This window comes from Petrocella sp. (assembly GCF_059865615.1).
In genome coordinates this window covers 1-18,607 of sequence record NZ_JCBCDA010000071.1, presented here as the reverse complement: position 1 = coordinate 18,607, position 18,607 = coordinate 1, and the positions used below count along the sequence as shown (strand labels likewise).

The 18,607-nt window shown below is 38.1% G+C and carries 16 protein-coding genes and 1 pseudogene; 13 read left to right on the top strand and 4 right to left on the bottom strand.

Features of this window, described 5'->3' with window-relative positions; genetic code table 11:
- The 3 genes from AC6F8J_RS08490 to AC6F8J_RS08480 all read right to left on the bottom strand — a co-directional run.
- A partial coding sequence (locus tag AC6F8J_RS08490; protein WP_500722529.1) for a hypothetical protein occupies positions 1 to 1,157 on the bottom strand: 1,157 nt, incomplete at its 3' end.
- A gap of 3 nt (positions 1,158 to 1,160) precedes the next feature.
- Positions 1,161 to 2,306, bottom strand: a complete 1,146-nt coding sequence (locus AC6F8J_RS08485) for an SPFH domain-containing protein (protein WP_500722527.1) — start codon at positions 2,304 to 2,306, stop codon at positions 1,161 to 1,163.
- Positions 2,307 to 2,381: 75 nt separating this feature from the next.
- A complete protein-coding gene (locus AC6F8J_RS08480) occupies positions 2,382 to 3,146 on the bottom strand; it encodes a DUF1444 family protein (protein WP_500722525.1) in 765 nt (254 codons plus the stop codon).
- Between the two features lie 552 nt (positions 3,147 to 3,698).
- On the opposite strand from AC6F8J_RS08480, the gene AC6F8J_RS08475 reads away from it, so the two are divergent.
- The 6 genes from AC6F8J_RS08475 (at position 3,699) to AC6F8J_RS08450 (ending at position 13,489) form a co-directional block, all read left to right on the top strand.
- A complete protein-coding gene (locus AC6F8J_RS08475; RefSeq protein ID WP_500722523.1) occupies positions 3,699 to 5,756 on the top strand; it encodes a methyl-accepting chemotaxis protein in 2,058 nt (685 codons plus the stop codon).
- 122 nt (positions 5,757 to 5,878) lie between these two features.
- Positions 5,879 to 9,340, top strand: coding sequence for a DUF6240 domain-containing protein (locus tag AC6F8J_RS08470; RefSeq protein WP_500722521.1), 3,462 nt, complete (start codon positions 5,879 to 5,881; stop codon positions 9,338 to 9,340).
- Between the two features lie 9 nt (positions 9,341 to 9,349).
- A complete protein-coding gene (locus AC6F8J_RS08465; protein WP_500722519.1) occupies positions 9,350 to 9,487 on the top strand; it encodes a hypothetical protein in 138 nt (45 codons plus the stop codon).
- Between the two features lie 163 nt (positions 9,488 to 9,650).
- Positions 9,651 to 11,780, top strand: a complete 2,130-nt coding sequence (locus AC6F8J_RS08460; protein WP_500722517.1) for a flagellin N-terminal helical domain-containing protein — start codon at positions 9,651 to 9,653, stop codon at positions 11,778 to 11,780.
- 9 nt (positions 11,781 to 11,789) lie between these two features.
- Positions 11,790 to 12,266 (top strand): flagellar protein FliS, encoded by a 477-nt coding sequence (locus tag AC6F8J_RS08455; protein ID WP_500722514.1) that lies wholly within the window; start codon positions 11,790 to 11,792, stop codon positions 12,264 to 12,266.
- A 242-nt stretch (positions 12,267 to 12,508) separates the two neighbouring features.
- Entirely contained in the window at positions 12,509 to 13,489 is a 981-nt protein-coding gene (locus AC6F8J_RS08450) for a DUF4003 family protein (RefSeq protein ID WP_500722512.1), read from the top strand.
- Between the two features lie 441 nt (positions 13,490 to 13,930).
- Here AC6F8J_RS08450 and AC6F8J_RS08445 read toward each other — a convergent pair whose 3' ends face one another.
- Positions 13,931 to 14,377: a C-GCAxxG-C-C family (seleno)protein gene (locus tag AC6F8J_RS08445; protein ID WP_500722510.1), complete on the bottom strand. Its 447-nt coding sequence runs from the start codon at positions 14,375 to 14,377 to the stop codon at positions 13,931 to 13,933.
- A 394-nt stretch (positions 14,378 to 14,771) separates the two neighbouring features.
- Here AC6F8J_RS08445 and AC6F8J_RS08440 point away from each other — a divergent pair.
- The 7 genes and pseudogenes from AC6F8J_RS08440 to AC6F8J_RS08410 all read left to right on the top strand — a co-directional run.
- Positions 14,772 to 15,000, top strand: a pseudogene (locus AC6F8J_RS08440) (peptide-methionine (S)-S-oxide reductase); the annotation flags it as partial.
- A 54-nt stretch (positions 15,001 to 15,054) separates the two neighbouring features.
- A complete protein-coding gene (gene msrB / locus AC6F8J_RS08435) occupies positions 15,055 to 15,504 on the top strand; it encodes a peptide-methionine (R)-S-oxide reductase MsrB (RefSeq protein WP_500722533.1) in 450 nt (149 codons plus the stop codon).
- Between the two features lie 103 nt (positions 15,505 to 15,607).
- On the top strand, positions 15,608 to 15,754 hold the full coding sequence (locus AC6F8J_RS08430) for a hypothetical protein (RefSeq protein WP_500722508.1): 147 nt from the start codon (positions 15,608 to 15,610) through the stop codon (positions 15,752 to 15,754).
- A complete protein-coding gene (locus tag AC6F8J_RS08425) occupies positions 15,744 to 16,061 on the top strand; it encodes an ATP-binding protein (protein ID WP_500722531.1) in 318 nt (105 codons plus the stop codon). The genes AC6F8J_RS08430 and AC6F8J_RS08425 overlap by 11 nt, the downstream gene beginning before the upstream one ends.
- Before the next feature lie 122 nt (positions 16,062 to 16,183).
- Positions 16,184 to 16,609 carry a hypothetical protein gene (locus AC6F8J_RS08420; protein ID WP_500722506.1) on the top strand — a complete coding sequence of 142 codons (426 nt, stop codon included), beginning with the start codon at positions 16,184 to 16,186 and terminating at the stop codon, positions 16,607 to 16,609.
- Between the two features lie 381 nt (positions 16,610 to 16,990).
- On the top strand, positions 16,991 to 17,866 hold the full coding sequence (locus tag AC6F8J_RS08415; protein WP_500722504.1) for an aldose epimerase family protein: 876 nt from the start codon (positions 16,991 to 16,993) through the stop codon (positions 17,864 to 17,866).
- Between the two features lie 223 nt (positions 17,867 to 18,089).
- The coding region (locus AC6F8J_RS08410; protein ID WP_500722502.1) for a transposase at positions 18,090 to 18,607 on the top strand (518 nt) is incomplete at its 3' end.

Below are 18,607 nucleotides of genomic sequence, written 5' to 3'. Positions count from 1 at the left end.
TATGCGCCGTTTTGCATGGCAAAATAAGCAATGATGAGGATGAAGGTTAGAACTGCTAATATCACACCGGTAATTTTCCAAGGACTTTTGGGGAAATCACCATGCACCAAGCCCGTTTGGCCATTGACCATAAAATGATACACTTTGGTTTTGTACTGATAGCTAGAAAGCCAAATGGGTAAAAGTATATGTTTATAAGTAATAGCCTTGTATGCGGTATCTATATTCAAAAATCGGACTTGGTCGCCACCAATTTTTCTCGTGACTTCTGATTTTAGAGTATCATCAACAATATTAATAGCGGACGCCCAACCATCTTCTAGAGATAGGCTATAACGTTCAGCGAAGAAACCGGATAGATATTCTGGTTTGTAGGCTACTAAATCTGTGAGATTAAAAGGTTCAATTTTCTTAAGCATGAGGTCATCCACTTTATTGGACGCTCTAACAAGTATATCGTCAAAAAATCTGGGATAGTCACCTCGAACCCTGGTCCAGCGAATTTTTCTTTCTTGGTATGTCTGAGTTTTACCATCAACAACCCGTGTTCGTGTCACATAATAATAATCTCCTCGGTCTGCTGTATAATAAGAATAAGTATGAGTATCATAAGTCCAATAAGGTACATAGGTTCCTAAGAGCTTATGATTATTATATTCTTTATTTAAGTCATTTGGTGCGAACCAACGTTTGGTGATCCAGTGCCTGAATTTAGCTTCACCTTCTTGTTGATCTACTTTAAAAGGCACTAAATAATGGGGCGGGATGGTTTTCATTGCTTCATGCAAAGAAATATAAGAGGAGCCACAATAATTACAGAACTTAGCCTGAGTGTGTGCTTCAAAAATAACTTCAGCTCCACAATTCTTACATGAAAAGCTCTGAACATCGGCTTCATCCCAACTACTTAGATCTTCTTTTAACGCAGACTCAAAACAAAGCTCAACAATTTGGGTGTTTTCTGCCATAATATCACGCGTCGAGTCACAATGTGAACATTTAAGGTTAGACCCTTCAGGGTTATACTTCATCCTCCCTCCACAAGAAGAACAAGGCACCATAAGCGCGTCATCAAATTGCTCTTCAATAATATCTAAGATTTCTGCTTCTTCATCGGTCTTATAATCAGTCAATTCATTCTCTTTGATATCTTTCATAGCCTACTCCTGAGTTTTTTCGCCACAATGTGGGCAGAATTTTGTACCGGATTGTATTTTTTCTCCACACTTAGAGCAATTAAGTTCGAGGATTTGGCTTGTACCGCAGTCTACACAGAATTTGGCTCCCATGTCAAGGGTATGACCGCAGGAGATACAAGTATTGACGAGGCTGTTTCCACATTCCGGACAGAATTTTGTACCTTTATTGACCAGAACATGGCATTTTGGGCAGTTGATTTGCACCACAGAAGCAACTTGTTCTGCTATTTCTGTTGGAGTGGTGGGTGTTGACATGGCATCTTTCATCATATTGCCAATGCCCATGCCGGCACCTAAACCAGCACCCATACTTGCCATTCCACCGCCAGTATTTTGAGCAGCATCACGAATGGCTTCTGCCGATTGGAATTTCATATATTGGTTAAGATCTCCAAGAGCCCCCATTTGTGTACGTTTGTCGATGGCTTGCTCAACTGATTCAGGTAGGGATAAGTTTTCTATAATAAAATCCGATATAGCGAGACCGAATATTTCAAACCGTTCCATGATGCGAGCCATAGCCATTTGACCTATTTCATCATACTGTGTAGAAAGATCCATGGCCGCAATTTGAGATTCCGCAATAACATCAGAAGTACTTGAGATAATAAGACTTTTTAGATGTTCAGTAATCTTATCCACAGTATAAAAACGATTCGATCCAAAAACTTCTTTTAAAAAAACAACGGGATCACCTACTCTAAAGGCATAGACACCAAAGCCGCGTAGCCTTAGCATACCAAAATCTTGATCACGCATCATAATAGGGTTGGTAGTACCCCATTTCTGGTTGGTAAACTGTTTTGTATTAACAAAATAAACATCGGTTTTAAAATGGTTCTCAAATAAATGTTTCCAGTTAGATAGACTAGTCAGTATAGGCATAGTATCCGTGACAAGAGAATATTTCCCCGGTTCATAAACATCAGCAATTTGGCCTTCATATACAAAAATAGCCACCTGTGAAGGCCTTACGATTAATTGTGCACCTTCTTTAATTTGTTGTTTTCCTTCAAGTGGGAATTTATAAACCATTGTATCTTGAGAAGCATCTTCCCAATGAATAACTTCAATAAATTCTCCTTTTAAAAATTTAAATAATCCCATTTTCATTCCCCTTCTTTAAATTGATTTTAATTATAGGTACGGTTTAGGTGTCAAAGCTATATAGTTAAACTTTTACTATTTCACCACTTTTATGATGTCGTTCATGTCATAATAGTAAAAAGTGTCTTTATTATACCGGTAAAGCAACCTAGATATATTAGGAAGAGGATCATAACGAATGATCGTTTTGAGCATCTTAGCATAGGCCATAGTATCTTTTGTAAATACAAGTAAATCTGCATTAGGCATAGCTGTTAAAAAAGTCTCGCCAAGCTTTGATTTAACCTGATCAAGAAGTTCATTTAGGTATAAGAGAGATCCACTATAAGTGTTACCATGAACCATGTAGATATCATAATCTTTATCAGGTTGTGAAAGCGTCCATTGAATCTTTGCTAGATTTTCATATGCAGCTTCATGAATCTTGACGAGATTGATTGTTTTATAATCCTCCAAAAGGTGTTTTGTCAAAAGTCTTTTACTCATGCCAGTTTCTTGAACATAACACATATTAAGATTCAAGAAATATGGCGTATATAACCAATCAGGTTCATCCACTATGTCTTGATGATTTTTAACAAGCGGATAGATTTTGTTTAAATCAATCTTACCGTCGTCAGTATTTTCAAACTCTGTTATAGAAGTCAGAATTCGATTAAGGATAGCAACATAATTATTATTGGCTTTATAGTCTAGAAACAATTCCTTAATGACAAGTTCAACGATGTATCCGTCACACAGGATACGAATATGATTACCGCTGTTGTCTAAATGCGTATGTTCATATGAATGGCTTAAGTCCTCTAAGAGCTTAAGGGCATAATTATCAAAAGTGAGCATAACAACCTCCTGTGATGATTTTCTTAAACAAACCATGGTTAAGGTATCAAAACTAAGTTTCACTAAACGTACATACAATCTATAGATTACATGGATACATTAGTATTGATAGATTGTATGTGAAAGTTTAACCATATGGTATTGACACCTTAGCCAATTATAACATAAAAAGACCTAAAAAAAAGTGATAAAATTAAGATATTAACGACAATTTAACTTTTTATTATACGAGTCGGTGCAAGTTTATATGATATTTTATTTCTTATATAGTTGGTTAAGGCGTCAAAACTATATAGTTGAACTTTTACATACCATATATAGTTACGAATGCATCAACGTAATCTATATATGGTATGTGAATTTAGTGAAACTTAGTTTTGACCCTTTAACTATAGTTTGTATCTGGTTTCAATAGGTGGTAAAATGTACTTAACACTCTTTGCTAATCAGAAAAACTCTTTCATTTACATCATTAAGCATCCAAACAATATTCCAATAACTCCTTAAACTATCCTAGTCAAAAATGATAATACCCCATGGAGGTGGCTTTTTATGAAGAAGCACATGTCAATAAGAATCAAGATTCTTGCTATTTTTTTACCTATTATTATTGTTGTGGCCATAAGTATAGCAGCATCAAACATTATAGATTCACAAAAAGAAATCACAAACCAGATTGGTGAAAAGGTGAATTATAACCTAAAGTATCTTGTTGAGAGTATGGAACATGAATTTACCTCTCATAGCCAAATCGCAAAATCTATTGGAAACATTTATAAAAGCTATGGAAACGAGATGACTAAAGAGGATTATAGTAAGGTCATAGAGAGTATATTACCTCTTAATCCCAACACACTTGGATCAGGTTTATGGATTGAACCTTATACCTATAATACGAACACACAATATTTTGGGCCTTATCTTTATAAAGATGGCGATGACATTGTTTATACAGAGGACTATGAGGGTTCCGAGTATGATTATCCATCTAATGACTGGTACTTAGTAGGTAAAAATGCAGAAAGTGGTGTAGGATGGACAGACCCATATTTTGATGAACTTTCGGGGATTACGATGATAACCACATCGGTCGCCATAGGCTCAGGAAATAATATACTTGGCGTCGTATCTGCAGATTATGATTTGACGACGATACAAGAGCTGGTTGACAGTGTTAGAATCGGTGAAAATGGTTTTGCCATGTTACTGGATGGTCAGGGCAATATCTTAGCCCATCCGATAAAAGAAAAAGAAATGAAATTGAATATATCTGAGGATGAGGAATTACAGCAGATAAAAGAAGCTCTAACTACCAGTAGTGAAGGTATGGAAATCATCGATATAAATGGTGAACCCAGTGAGGTATATTTTACGACTTTACCAAGTACGAGGTGGCAATTGTTAATCAGCATACCAAGAAGTGAGCTCTATTTTGGCGTACAGCAAATGGTAATAAGAACCCTACTCATTGTTGGTGGCATCTTGGTTTTGTCGGGTACTTTGATGTATCTCTTTAGCGAGATATTTATCACCCGTCCGATTATTAAAGCTTCAGAATACTTGAATACCATTGCAGATGGTGATTTTACACAGGAAATAGACCAGAGATATCTATCAAGAAAAGATGAAATCGGATCAATAATAGGCGCCATAAACAGCATGAATATCTCTCTCAAAAATTTGATTAACAATATTAAGAAAGAATCTTACAGTATTAAAAAAGAAGTCGAAAATGTTATTGGAAAGGTTAATCACCTTAATAATAATTTGGAAGAAGTGGCTTCAACAACAGAAGGTCTAGCAGCCAATATGGAAGAGACAGCAGCATCATCACAGGAGATGTCAGCAACATCACAAGAGATCGAAAAAGCGGTTCAGTCTATTGCAGAACGTTCACAAGATGGTTCAATTGCAGCGAGTGAAATTAGCAAACGTGCAGAAAAAACCAAGTTAGATGTGAACATGGCTCAGAAAAAAACATCAGAGATTTTTGAAAGTACCAAACAAAGACTTGAATATGCAATTAATGAATCAAAAGTTGTTGAGCAGATTGACATCTTATCTGAGTCCATCATGCAAATAACAGAGCAGACCAATTTACTAGCACTTAATGCAGCCATAGAAGCGGCAAGGGCCGGTGAGTCAGGAAGAGGCTTTTCCGTTGTTGCCGATGAGATTAAGAAGTTGGCTGAGCAATCTAAGAATACGGTACTTAAGATTCAAGATGTTACCGTTAAGGTAACTGGTTCAGTGGAGAATCTCTCAGGTAGTGCCCATGAACTGCTTGAATTCATGTCTGTGGATGTTAATAATGACTATAAATCCATGCTAGAAATTGCAGATCATTATAGTGAGGACGCCGGATTTGTTGATGACCTAGTAACAGAGTTTAGTGCGACATCAGAAGAGTTACTGGCTTCACTTCAAAGTGTTTTAGATACCATTGATGGTGTAGCATCAGCGGCAAATGAAGGCGCAGGCGGAACAGTTGTGATAGCCAATCGAATCAATGAAGCCAAGAACCAAGCAAAAGATGTTCAAGATGAGATTAGAAGCACTAAGAAAAATGCAGATGGCCTTAAATTGGAAGTAGATAAATTCAGGGTCTAAATAATAAGGCTTTTGTCGAATTTTGGAATAACTCATATGTTTAATGAATTAAGAAGGTCTCTAAGTGAATAAAAAGCTTAGAGACCTTCTCATGTAATGGTTCATTAATGCCGATGAAATAGATGAAGAATGGAGATGGTAAAATGACCCAGGGCATACATATACGCATGGAAAATCAGCCGAGTGTTGATTCAAATATAAGAGAGAACGCCTATATAAAAGGCATGGTGCTTAACGCTCAAGTGGAAAAGAAAAATGATGGTATGACGACCATCCTACTTGACGAGCGCCTCATTGAACTTAAAAGTCACATACCGGTTGTTGAAGCTGTTGGTGAAGATCTACGTCTTGAAGTAACAAAAGTCAAAAAAACCAGTATGGAATTGAAATACCTACCACCGAGCCAATCAGTAGAGGATAAGGAGATGATTTCGGATGCTTCCGGAAGAAAAAAATCTCTTGAAATATCCAAGTCCTATCCAAAGGCACTACTTCGTGCAATCAAACCCCTTGATGCATCAGAAGAAAAAGCATTGTTCAAAATGGTAGACCAGGTCAAAGCAGACTTAAGTGAATTGGTGAATAAAATGACCTCCCAAGATGAGAAAACCATGCTCCAACAAGAGCTGAACATCAATAAGCTCGGTATCAGCCTTATGACTCAAGTGGTAAAAACCAACAAAGAAGCCATCCATAATCACGACCTTGAGGCTATAAAAGAAGCCATTAAAGTTGAAGTGGATCATTTCACAGGTCAGTATAAGGATGGGAATCAACTAGAAAGAATTATTGGACATCTAAAAGCCAGTGATATGCCTGTTAATAAGAAAAATCTCGATAAAATCAATGAAGTATTGGGACAGCTTAAGACCATTATCACGCAATCGGACGCAAAAGGTCTTGCCTTAGTGAGCAATAAAGCGCCAACCACGATTCAGGAGGCTTACAAAGCGATTCATACTCCCTTACCATGGGTTACACATCCAGACATGGGGCATGAAGACATGACGAAGATGGTTAAAGACTACTTGGAAAAAAACGAAATAGAACCGACCTCAAAAGCCATAGAAGTCACCAAAGACATGATTTCTCGTAACATAGATATCACCAAGGAAAAGATAGATTTTTTACTGAGTCCAAAAGAAAAAATGTCTAAAGTCGATATGGATACAACCATAAAAAACATCATCCATCAGATGAAGCATAATCAACCGGCGGATCAAGTTGTTCTTGATCCTTTAGACCAGATACATGTTCAGAATAAGGACACCATCAAGGAACAGAACAATATGAATATGGATCCTATTGATTTAATCCATAAATTGCATAAGATACAAGATTCACATATACTTTGGGCCATCAAAGAAGACACAGCGATGACCTTAGAGCAGCTTTTTAAAGGTCAAGCGGTCCATGAAGAGGCGCTTAACCCACCAGAAAAAACGGATTTGAAAGTGCTTCAGCAGGCCATTAATCACAAACGTCACCTAGAGGAAATTCGACTAAAAATGTCCATAGAGGCAGCCGCTAAGATGGAAAGTAAGGGCATAAAAATAACAACAGAGCCTTTGGAAAAAATTGTAGAAGCCCTAAGAGAGCATGAACAGCAGATTTATCGCAGCTTAGCTCAAGGCCACGAAATGCTTCCTAGTGATAAAAACATTGAAACCATGGTAAGAACGATGGATCAAGTTAGCCAGGTCGATGCTTTGCCGGATTCTGTATTGCTGCGTCTTATGGGTCATCCTACCATGACCATAAATGACATGTCTACAGCTAGAACCCTAGATGAAGATACAGCATTTATAGCAAAGTTTGGTTTGAATCAGAGCCAGAATCAGAATCAAGTCCAAGCACAATCAGCCATAAGACAATACGAAGAAAGCGGAACGAAGGTTAGGACAGATCTTGGGGATAAAGTGGAGAAAACTTTTAATCAGATTGAGCCCATACTTGAAGATCTTAATCTGGAGGTTACGCCCAAATCTATAGAAGCGGTACAGATCTTAGCCAGAAATGAAATGCCATTAACCGTTGAAAATATTATACAGATTCAGATTGTACAAAGTAAAGTTGAGACCATTACCACCCGCATGAATCCCCATATGGTTATTTCGATGATTAAGTCAGGGATTACCCCACTGGATCTTGATATGGATGAAATGCTAGAATGGATGGGTCGTTTTGAAGAAGTCTTTGGTGAGACAGGATCAGAGAAGATCAGTCGATTGATTGTAGAACTGGATGCCACCAAGACTTTAACAGTACAGGAACGGGAAAGCTTATTGGGTATTTACAGAACTTTTGACACAGTGACCCGTTCAAAAGGTGCTGCTACAGGATTTTTGGTCAAAAACGGATTGCCCTTGAATCTAGAACAACTTTTTGAAGCCTCAAAATTCATTCAAAAGACCAAAGGTCTAAGACCAGCCATAGCAGCGGATATTGACGATGACTTTGGCAGAACCTTAGAAGTGATACGACCAAGGGCTAGTATTAGAGAACAAGTATTAAGTGCCATTGAGAGTATGGGTAGACGTGCAACCCATTCGCTGGTGAATGCTGTAACAGCACTTGATGATATGGACGTAGCCTTATCAGAAGTTCATATTTTAAGAAAAGAGCTTTTGGACCTTCAAGTCAAAGATTTTATAGCGACTTTGAGTCAACCTAAGTTAACTCAGACACTAGAAGACTTAAAACTTCAAGACTATGAAAAAATGCCCCTTGAAAATCTAAAGCACCATATGGACAGCGTCAAAGCAACTAGCCAAAAAGAAGTCGGCATGAAGGAACAGACGCAAATCATGAAATATCTGGAATTTGCCAAAGAGCATCCGGAGATTGTTAAAACCATGATCAAAAATGAGATGCCCATAACACCCAGCCATTTAGAAAAAGCCATGGCCTTGAATAAGGAACCTTTTGAGTTCATGGGTCGATTAAGGGAAGTCATCCATGCCTTTGACAATGAGGATCAAAAAGGCCGTATGATAGAGCAGGTAAAAAATGTATCAGAAGGCATGTTAAAAGGTGAGAAGTCCATAGAAGACTTGAAGAAGTTGATGACCAGTTTAGAACAAGAACTTTTAGATGGAAAAAACACGATGGATGCCAAAGACATTAAGAACCTTCAAAGTGCAAGCTTAACTCTAAATCATACACAAATGGTGCAACTTAAAGATAATTATTACCAGATACCGGTTATGATGGGTGGGGAAATCAGCCAATTGAATCTCTATATTCTAGGTGATGATGAAGCAGACATAAGAGAAGATTTAGAAGGCATTAAGATTTTCATGAGCTTTAAGACCCAACATATGGGTACGGTTCAGGCTTTGGTCGAGATTCAGAAAACGACGATGCAGTTGAACATTCAATCGTCCAACAAAGAAGACTTAGAACTGGTTAAAGGCTTTGAAAATGAGATTAAGCAGATGGTTGCCCAAACCAATTTTGGTTTTGGAGGTATCAGCTATAACAATTTTGTGGCTGAAGATCCCATAACCAGCATACAAAAAAATGATATTGAGCATAATACTATTAGAAAAACGGACGGATCAACGTTTGAGATTCAGATCTAGGAGGTCTATATGGAAGTTAAGCCAGAGGCGACAAAGAAAAAACCAAGGACCATACCCACGCAAGTAGGCGAGATTGCAACCGGTCTTTCTGCCATCATTCAAAAGATGGATGAGGCCAAAGGACAAGAAAAAAATAAGAAAAAGTGATAAATGAACATATTTTTCATTTTCAACTAAAATAATTGAGAAATATGTCGATAAACATTGTAGAAAAAGAATGACGTGATGAAATATCATTGCCAAGGCAGCATCATCTTTAAGGAAAAAGAATGTCTGTCACAAAAATTTCAATCAGAGAGGTGTGTACACTATGAGAATTAACCACAATATTCCTTCACTTCGTGCTCTGCATCAGCTAGATAAATCTAACAGTAAGTTGGACAAAACATTACAAAGATTATCATCTGGCCTTAGAATCAATAATGCAGCGGACGATGCGGCAGGTCTCGCAATCACTCAAAAAATGGACACGCAAGTAAGAGGATTGAAACAGGCGAATCGAAATGCCATGGACGGCATATCATTAATACAGACAGCAGAGGGTGCGCTTAATGAAGTGCATGCCATGCTTCAAAGAGTAAGGGAATTGTCGGTTCAAGTTTCAAATGGTACTTACGATGCGCAAGACAGAAAAGCAGTACAAGATGAAGTTAGACAAATGCAAAACGAGATTGAAAGAATCTCCTCATCCATTGAATTCAATCAAATGAAGCTTCTAAACGGTGATATCGACCGTAGAGCCTTCTCCACCAATGCGGACATCGCAGATATTGTATCTATGAGCGATACAGTAGAAGCTGGGGTCTACACTTTTGAAGTATCCCAACTTGCCAGCGTGACCAAAGATACAGGTGGTATTGTTGATTTATTTGACGGTAATGGCAAAGCAACGGTTGAAGGGACCATTAATATTAACGGTGAACAGGTGAAAATTAATACAGGTGATACCAGTGAAGAAGTCTTTTCTAAGCTAAGAGACTTATCTTCAAGGGTGGATGTCAGCATCACCATTGAACCGGTACCACCTTTTGGTAATGGTAAGGCACTTAGCTTAGCTATGAACCAGTTTGGTCCAAGAGAGCTGAATGTCACAGGAGACCTAAGCCTTCTTAGAGCACTGGGCCTTGATAATGAACATTTTCAACCCAATACAGCCAATGTGTTTGAAACGATGATAAATATTGGTGTCAACACGACCATAACAGCGCCAGGTGGCAATGTTCTGATTAATGGTACAACTGTATCCCTAAATGATGCAGATACGAATCAAAGCATATATGAGAAGCTAAAAACAGCCGGCATACCCGGTCTAGAGCTTTCCTATTCTAGTACTGGTGAGTTAGTCATCTATTCTGCTAAGCCCCTTGTCGTTGAACCTGCGAATGCAGCAGAGGCCAATGATGTCACTCTCGCTAGCGAACTAGGTGCTTTTGAATTAGGTGAAGTTGTAACAGGAAACGGTACCGCCGATCTTACAAAAAGTGTACCTGTAGACGGTATAGCAACCGGTGCAGGTAATTTAACAGGTGAGATTGCCATTTATGTTGATGGTACAGCAATACTTCCAGTGGTTGACTTTAATGCTTTAGGTCCTTATGATTTAGATACTCAAGCAGGCAGAGAAGGTATTTTAACATCTTTAAATGCAGCAGCAGTAACAGCAGGAAGCGACACTTATTTTGCTTTTACCGACGATGTACCCAATAAACTCGTAGCTTTTAATAAAGATGGACATGAAGTGACGTTAAAGCCAAATACAACCTCAGACGCGGCTGATGTAGCGACAGCGACAGCGCTAGGTTATGCCACAGGCAACATCACCCTTGAAAAAGGCTTTGGCAACTTAGGACGTAACGTTCAGATTAATGGCTCTAGCATTGTTTTTGATAAACCGGAAACTACCAATGTTATTGACGGTTTCCCGGCAGGTACAACGGTAACCACCGTTGGTCGTGATATTGTCTTTGAGTCCAACAATAATTTTGAGTTAAGGCTGGTATCAGGTGACGACATCGGTATGGTAACCATGAACTTGCTTCAGACAGGACCTCTTGATTTGCAGATTGGTGCCAATGAAGGTCAGTTTATGGAGATTAGGATTCAGAACTTATCACCAAGAGCCCTTGGTATAACAGACCTTAACCTATCTACATCCGGTGGTGCTCAAGAAGCAATCGGTATCGTGGATACAGCCATTCAGACCATTTCTACGGTAAGATCCAAGCTTGGTGCATATCAGAACCGACTTGAGCATACTATAGCCAACTTAGAAGCGGCTTCAGAAAACATGACAGCGTCCTTATCTAGAATCCTAGATGCGGATATGGCTTATGAGATGTCACAATTTACATTACAGAACATCATTCAACAAGCAGGAACATCCATGCTTGCACAAGCCAATCAAAGGCCACAGTCATTACTGCAACTCTTACAAGGTTAGGGTGATTAGATGAATGCACAACTTGCTAAAGAATTTCAAACAAGAATTGTAAACGCCAGTCAAAACGACTTAGTGGTCATCAACTATGAGATGCTGATTACAGAAATGGATGAAGCCATAGCAAGATTTGATCAAGAGGACGAAAAAGGCTTTACCAACAGCATGAACAGAGCAACACGGCTACTTAGGGAACTAAGTGACAATCTGGATTTTCAATATGATATTTCAAGAGATTTGATGTCCCTGTATATTTTCGTGAACAAACGATTTATTGAAGCTTCTATTAAGAACAGTGTGAAGCCACTAGAATCAGCCAAAGATGTTCTAAATATGCTCCTGATCGGATGGCAACAAGCGGCCAAAGAAGAGCAGAAGACAGCACCACTGATTCAAAATGGACAACAGGTTTATGCGGGACTGACTTATGGTAAGAATAAGCTTAATGAGTCGGTTTATACGCAGAACAGTAGGGGCTTTAAGGCATAGAGGTGGTCCCATGAAAACCCTTCCGTAGTATGTATGAAAATTTATAAGTAGCAAGTATTTGTTTTTGACCTCGAGGGAAAGGTGGAAAATGAATGCTTGCTGTTTTTTGTGTTGAAATTAAAATACCATTAAATATCGGGGGATGACCATGGCTATAATAATGCGTATGGGGTAAAATGAGAGTTGGATACAATAAATTTGACGCTTTAAGCAAGTATAGAGATTTGAAAAGGGAGATTAGAATGAAGCCATATTATCAAGAAAGAATAGAAAGTTTAATGAACAATTTTCTAATATTGGAAAAACCTTTTATGTGGGAACACAATTTGCTGATTCATCTGGTAGCGCTTAGCTATACAATGAGTAAGAAGGATATAGATGTGGACCGGATTAAAGGCATGAAGAAATATATTAAGACGCGAACAGGCGCGTTTTCACCTTATAGAGGGATGATGAATTTTACAGTGGCCGGTCTTCTGTGCGCTCAATATGATAAGCCCGAAGATATATTTGATCAAATGTATAGAAGGCAACCCTTGCTTAAAGAGGCAGGTTTTAAGCAAAGTAGTTACTTATGTACGGCAAGTTATGCACTTGAAAAAACCCTTGTATCCAATGATGAAGCAGTCCGGAGAATCGATAAAGCGATGGAGATCTATAAGGATATGAAAGCCAACCATCCTTTCTTAACCAGTGGTGATGATTATGCTTTGGCCATATTACTCTCTACTTCCGATCATCAAGTAGATGCCCTAGAATCCTATTACCGAGCTTTAAGTGACGTTGGTTTTACCAAAAGCAATGGGCTTCAGACACTCTCACACATACTGGCTTTTAGTACCATGAATGGGAGAGACATGGTGGATCGATGCAACCATCTTTTTCAAGTTATGAAAGAAAATAAGCTTAAGGTGACTACAGAATATTATCCGGCGATTGGTCTTATAGCCTTACTGGACATGGATGAAAAGGTATTAGGCGAAGATTTTGTAGAAGTCGCCACTTGCCTTAAGGGCTTGAAGAAATACAAATGGCTGGGCAAAGGGATGAATATATTGTTGGCATCTGGTATCATTTCCGATTATTATATTGAATCCGCTAAGGAAAATGGACTGATTACGACAACTTTAAGTGTATCTATTGAAACAATTATAGCGGCTCAGACTGCAGCTATGATTGCCACCATCACCGCGTCAAGTGCAGCAGCCAGCAGCAGTTCTTAACTGGTTTGATCTCCGAATTTATTAAATCCATTGGTGGTAGACAGCATTCATATGGCTACTGTAATTTTGATATTGACAAAAGATATTCTATGTCAGAGATGCTTAATACTTTAACGGGAAGAGATTTGAAAAAGAGGACAAAAGTTTTATATATGGTAACATGAAATACTGAATTATAATCTGCAAGTGGTTACAATAATAACAAATAAGATTAAAAGAAGATGAGGTGATGCATCTATGATAATTGACAGAATGAATCAGATCTATGAAGACAATGATGTGAAACATAGAGTTAATTAGGTGCTCATAAAACCGCTTATGTCTAGAATCTGGCCATTAATTGTGGTAGATGGGAAAATAATATCTAAATATAACTAAAGACCTAAGGTTATTTCCAATAAAGGATAGCCTTAGGTCTTTTTATCATTATAAATCTTATTTTTAATCGGATTCTCGAAGGATGATTTTGGCGACTTCTTCAGCGACTTCACCTGTGAAAGATATACATTGGTCCATATGCTTACGAGAGCCAAGATGCATGCCCTTTGTTAGAACCCTACAGCATAGTGTTTTATGTTTTTTTCTAAAAGTCTCGTGTAGCTCATTGGCCAGCTTCATCGTTTTCACCACTTTTTCATCTTTGGGCTCTGTACGACCAAAAATCAGACCTAAGGCCATGAGGCCACCAATCACAGCGCCACAGCTGCAGCCTGAATTACCCATACCTACAGGGAAACCAGAAGCGGCAGCGATGATATCATCGGATATGGGGAGTTGGAATTCATCTTTGATGGTCTTAACAATGGCCTCTGAGCAATAATAATCACCATTTCTATAATAGTTTTCTGCAGTTGTGCGGATTGTATCCAGATCTATTTGTGTATTCATTTAAGTCTCCTTAGTTTTTCTTTAATCAATATACCATTTTCTGAAGTATTAATCCAATAATTTAATGAAATTATCTAAGAAAGTTATGAATAAAACACATTGCATGATAATGATTACCAGTATATAATAGACTTAAGTTATACAAGAAAGAGATGAGACCATGGAAACGGATGCCTTATTTATGAGTACTGTCTTTGTTGCAGGACTTCTGTCGTTTTTTGCACCTTGTATTTTACCAATATTACCCGTATAGGTATCACGCCTTTCAGCTGACTTGGTTGGGGAGAAAAGCTCAAGTAAGAAAATAGGGCCATTGACCATTCATCCCATGTTGATTTTCAAGCTGTATCTATTTTTTTTTGTATATCAACCAGCTTTATTTTATTAGGATTTGGTGCGGGAAGCTTGGGTTTACTCATCAGTTCCACATGGTTTATTAGAATATGTGGCACCCGGTTATGCCACCAGCAAAGTTTCTCTAGAAGAACTTTTAGACGTCTTCTTTAGAGTGCTAGACCCTACATCCTTTAACAAACAAGGCAATGATATTGGTGCATCTTACAGAAGTATTACCCCTTAATGGCTATTACTTAGCGGAAACTTATCATCAGGACTATTTGGAAAAGAATCCAAATGGCTACTGCCACGTTGATTTTGATGAATGGGAGACAAAAGCGATGAATTATGAAAAACCAGCAGAAGAGGAGATAAAAACCATGCTTACACCTTTACAATACAAAGTGACACAAGAAAACGGAACGGAGCCAGCATTTAATAACATATATTGGGACAACCATAATGCCGGTATTTATGTAGACATCGTTACAGGTGAACCACTGTTTTCATCAGCGGCTAAATACGAATCCGGTACCGGATGGCCAAGCTTCTTTGTTCCGATTTCTGGAGAGGCGGTCATTATCAAAGAAGACAATACCTTATTCAGCAAAAGAGTTGAAGTCAGAAGTACCATAGCAGATAGTCATCTTGGTCATGTTTTCCCGGATGGACCGGCAGATAAGGGTGGTTTAAGGTACTGCTTAAACAGTGCAGCCCTTCGCTTTGTGCCCTATGAAAAAATGGAAGAAGAAGGTTACGCGGACTATATGAATATGGTAAAAAAAGCATAGATACTAATATTTCTCAAAAGTAGGGTGCGCGTATGAAGTTATTAATTGTGGACGATGAACCCATTATACGAATGGGTATAAAAAAATTAGTAGATCTTAAGGCATGGGTATCACAGCGTTGCTAGAAGCAGCCAATGGTGAAACCGGCCTTGAGATCTTTATAAAGGCCCAACCGGACATCGTTCTTGCAGAGATCAACATGCCTAGAATGAACGGTCACAGCCCCTTGTTAAAATGCCATCTATCATAGTATACGCAAAAAAGACACTTCCGGTCAGATTGATATACATGTTTTTAGTGACGACGATGACCTTATCTTTGAAGTCCAAGATAATGGGTGTGGCTTTGACACGAGCAATCCAGAAAAACCAATGAAATTACAAGAGGTTAAGTTGGGTGGCGTAGGCATTCAAAATGTGGACCAGAGGATTAAACTCTATTATGGTAAGGATTATGGTCTAACCATAACATCAGATATCGGTCAAGGTACGCTGGTTCGTATTCGAATCCATAACACAATAGAAGTAGATAATATCATGGACAAGCTTAATGTGTGAGCGTTAGATTTGGAACATCATAAAAATGAAATCTAGGAATTAAATAGTAGCCTTAATCGTATGGGACAGCAGATTATTTATCAAGTGGAGATTCTTGAAGAAGAAGTAGCAGCTCGAACAAAATGAACCCTTTTTTTGTGGGATGTACAGAACGGCAGGTCACAAAAGTTATAGAGACACCAACCCATGATGAAGCTAATGAAACAGATCTAATAAAACCTATAGAACAAGAAGAAACGGATAATAGAGCAGAAGATGATTCTATAAAACAGTACGAATCAGTAGAAAATGAAGATACATCTAAATCTTTGAAGGTAGAGGTCCCAGAAGAAGCAGAAGAAGGCGATGATAGCCAGACAGATGATGGGATAGAGTATAAAGAAGAAGGTGTTATTGTAGCGAAATCAGAAAATCTAGAAGAAATAGATGAACGGGCATTAATGCTAAAAGAACTAGACGCATTGCTAGAAGATGTTTTGACAAAACTAGATGCCGTCGAAGAGGACGATTTATCCGATGACAACCTATTTGATGAAGGAGGCGATTGATATGAGAAAATTAAGTTGGATGATGATCATGGTTATGCTAATTACAAGTACGATAGTCGTCGCCCAGAATCAATAAAGGCCAAGAGAAGATCACGATTGTACAAGAACAAATTAAAGGTGTACAATCCAATCTAGAAAGCTTAACACCGGAGCAATTAACACTTATTTTTACAAAAACATAGAATTAAAAGACTGAATGATTGGTTAAGGCGTCAAAACCATATAGTTGAACTTTCTCATACCATATATAGTTACGAATGTATCAAGGTAATCTATATATGGTATGAGAATTTAATGAAACTTAGTTTTGACCCTTTAACCATGATTACAATAACTTACTGGATCGGTTAATCAAAGGTTTGTCGAACATAGGAGGATCAGATGGGGATTTTACTTCATAACGAAAAACTAAAAGTTAAGATATCAGAACAAGGCGGGGAACTCATCAGTGTGATAAGTTGTGGGAATCACCTTGAGTTTATATGGACCGGAGATCCGGAATATTGGGGAAGACATGCGCCTATTTTATTTCCCATAGTAGGGAAAGTCAAGGATAATCAGTATAGAATTGGTGAGAAAATCTATGAACTTGGACAACACGGATTTGCCAGAGACCGAGTTTTTGAGGTCATAGAAAAAGAGGAGAGTAGAGTCATTCTATCCTTAAAATGGGATGAAACATCTCTAGAAATATACCCTTATAAGTTTAACCTGAAGATAATCTATGAGCTAAAAGACACAAGCCTTAAGATCGGCTATATCGTGGAAAATCTAGATGAACAAACCATCTACTTTTCGATTGGTGCGCATCCTGGTTTTAACTGCCCCTTATTGTCGGGAGAAGCGATGGAAGACTATTATTTTGAGTTTGACAGGGATGAGACTTGTCCTGTGCTACCCATTAATGATGGAGGTTACATGCTTCATGATAAAATACCCTTTCTGAATTCAGAGAAGAAGATAGCTTTAAGGCCTGAGCTATTTAAGGGAGATGCCCTTATTTTTAAAGACCTTAGTTCTAGGAAAATCAGTTTGAAAAACAAGAAAAACAATCATGTAATCACCATGGATTTTGATGGTTTCCCCTTATTAGGTTTATGGTCAAAGCCATCTGGTGCACCATTTGTCTGCATTGAACCCTGGTTTGGCCACTGTGACTATGAAGATTTTACCGGTGATTTCAGTGACAAATCCGGTATGATTGCATTAGATACTGGTAAAAAATTTGACTCTTCTTATAGAATCGATTTTTCTTAGTTGACAGAATTAGAAAGGTCAGGCTAAGATAAACCGTCTTTGACATTTGCAAGAGACAAAAAGCTTGTATGCCCTTATAAATAGTGTCTGCTGATTAACTTAAAAACCCTGATTTTACTGCATTTGAAGCAGATTTTTGTTATAATAAGTGCAAGGGTATTTCTTGAATTTAAGCATTATCCTTGCACTCTATGTCAAATAATTCTGTAGGAGCCTAAAAAACATGTATATTCTATCCGATGATTCTCAACCTACTTTCCTTGATTTTAATCAGCCACTTGGGCTTAAGATGAACCCTAAGAATAGGTGGGTTACCTTGGCAGACCAAATACCCTGGAAGAAATTTGAAGAGAAATATGCTGAGCTATTTCAAAGCGATACCGGCAATGTTGCCAAGCCACTTCGGATGGCATTAGGCGCTTTAATCATTCAAATAAAATATGGATATGCGGACCGTGAACTTGTTGACCAGTTGACTGAGAATCCATACTACCAATATTTTATAGGACTTTCTGGTTATCAAGATAGCGCTCCTTTTGAAGCCAGTTCGTTGGTGAGCTTCAGAAAACGAATCAGTGCTCACATGTTGATGGAAGCCAATGAATATATGCTAGAAGCCGCAACGTCAAAAGATGACAATAGTGATGATAAAAAAGGCGGATCAGGCTCGAACAAAGATAAAGATTCTGATAATCAGAAGAATACCGATAAACCGATAAATCAAGGAACAATGATCATTGA

Excerpts from the sequence above, each read along its gene's own strand:
- AC6F8J_RS08485 (WP_500722527.1), bottom strand. The coding sequence starts at position 2,306 with ATGGGATTATTTAAATTTTTAAAAGGAGAATTTATTGAAGTTATTCAT.
- AC6F8J_RS08480 (WP_500722525.1), bottom strand. The coding sequence starts at position 3,146 with ATGCTCACTTTTGATAATTATGCCCTTAAGCTCTTAGAGGACTTAAGC.
- AC6F8J_RS08475 (WP_500722523.1), top strand. The coding sequence starts at position 3,699 with ATGAAGAAGCACATGTCAATAAGAATCAAGATTCTTGCTATTTTTTTA.
- AC6F8J_RS08470 (WP_500722521.1), top strand. The coding sequence starts at position 5,879 with ATGAAGAATGGAGATGGTAAAATGACCCAGGGCATACATATACGCATG.
- AC6F8J_RS08465 (WP_500722519.1), top strand. The coding sequence starts at position 9,350 with ATGGAAGTTAAGCCAGAGGCGACAAAGAAAAAACCAAGGACCATACCC.
- AC6F8J_RS08460 (WP_500722517.1), top strand. The coding sequence starts at position 9,651 with ATGAGAATTAACCACAATATTCCTTCACTTCGTGCTCTGCATCAGCTA.
- AC6F8J_RS08455 (WP_500722514.1), top strand. The coding sequence starts at position 11,790 with ATGAATGCACAACTTGCTAAAGAATTTCAAACAAGAATTGTAAACGCC.
- AC6F8J_RS08450 (WP_500722512.1), top strand. The coding sequence starts at position 12,509 with ATGAAGCCATATTATCAAGAAAGAATAGAAAGTTTAATGAACAATTTT.
- AC6F8J_RS08445 (WP_500722510.1), bottom strand. The coding sequence starts at position 14,377 with ATGAATACACAAATAGATCTGGATACAATCCGCACAACTGCAGAAAAC.
- msrB (WP_500722533.1), top strand. The coding sequence starts at position 15,055 with ATGAATTATGAAAAACCAGCAGAAGAGGAGATAAAAACCATGCTTACA.
- AC6F8J_RS08430 (WP_500722508.1), top strand. The coding sequence starts at position 15,608 with ATGGGTATCACAGCGTTGCTAGAAGCAGCCAATGGTGAAACCGGCCTT.
- AC6F8J_RS08420 (WP_500722506.1), top strand. The coding sequence starts at position 16,184 with ATGAACCCTTTTTTTGTGGGATGTACAGAACGGCAGGTCACAAAAGTT.
- AC6F8J_RS08415 (WP_500722504.1), top strand. The coding sequence starts at position 16,991 with ATGGGGATTTTACTTCATAACGAAAAACTAAAAGTTAAGATATCAGAA.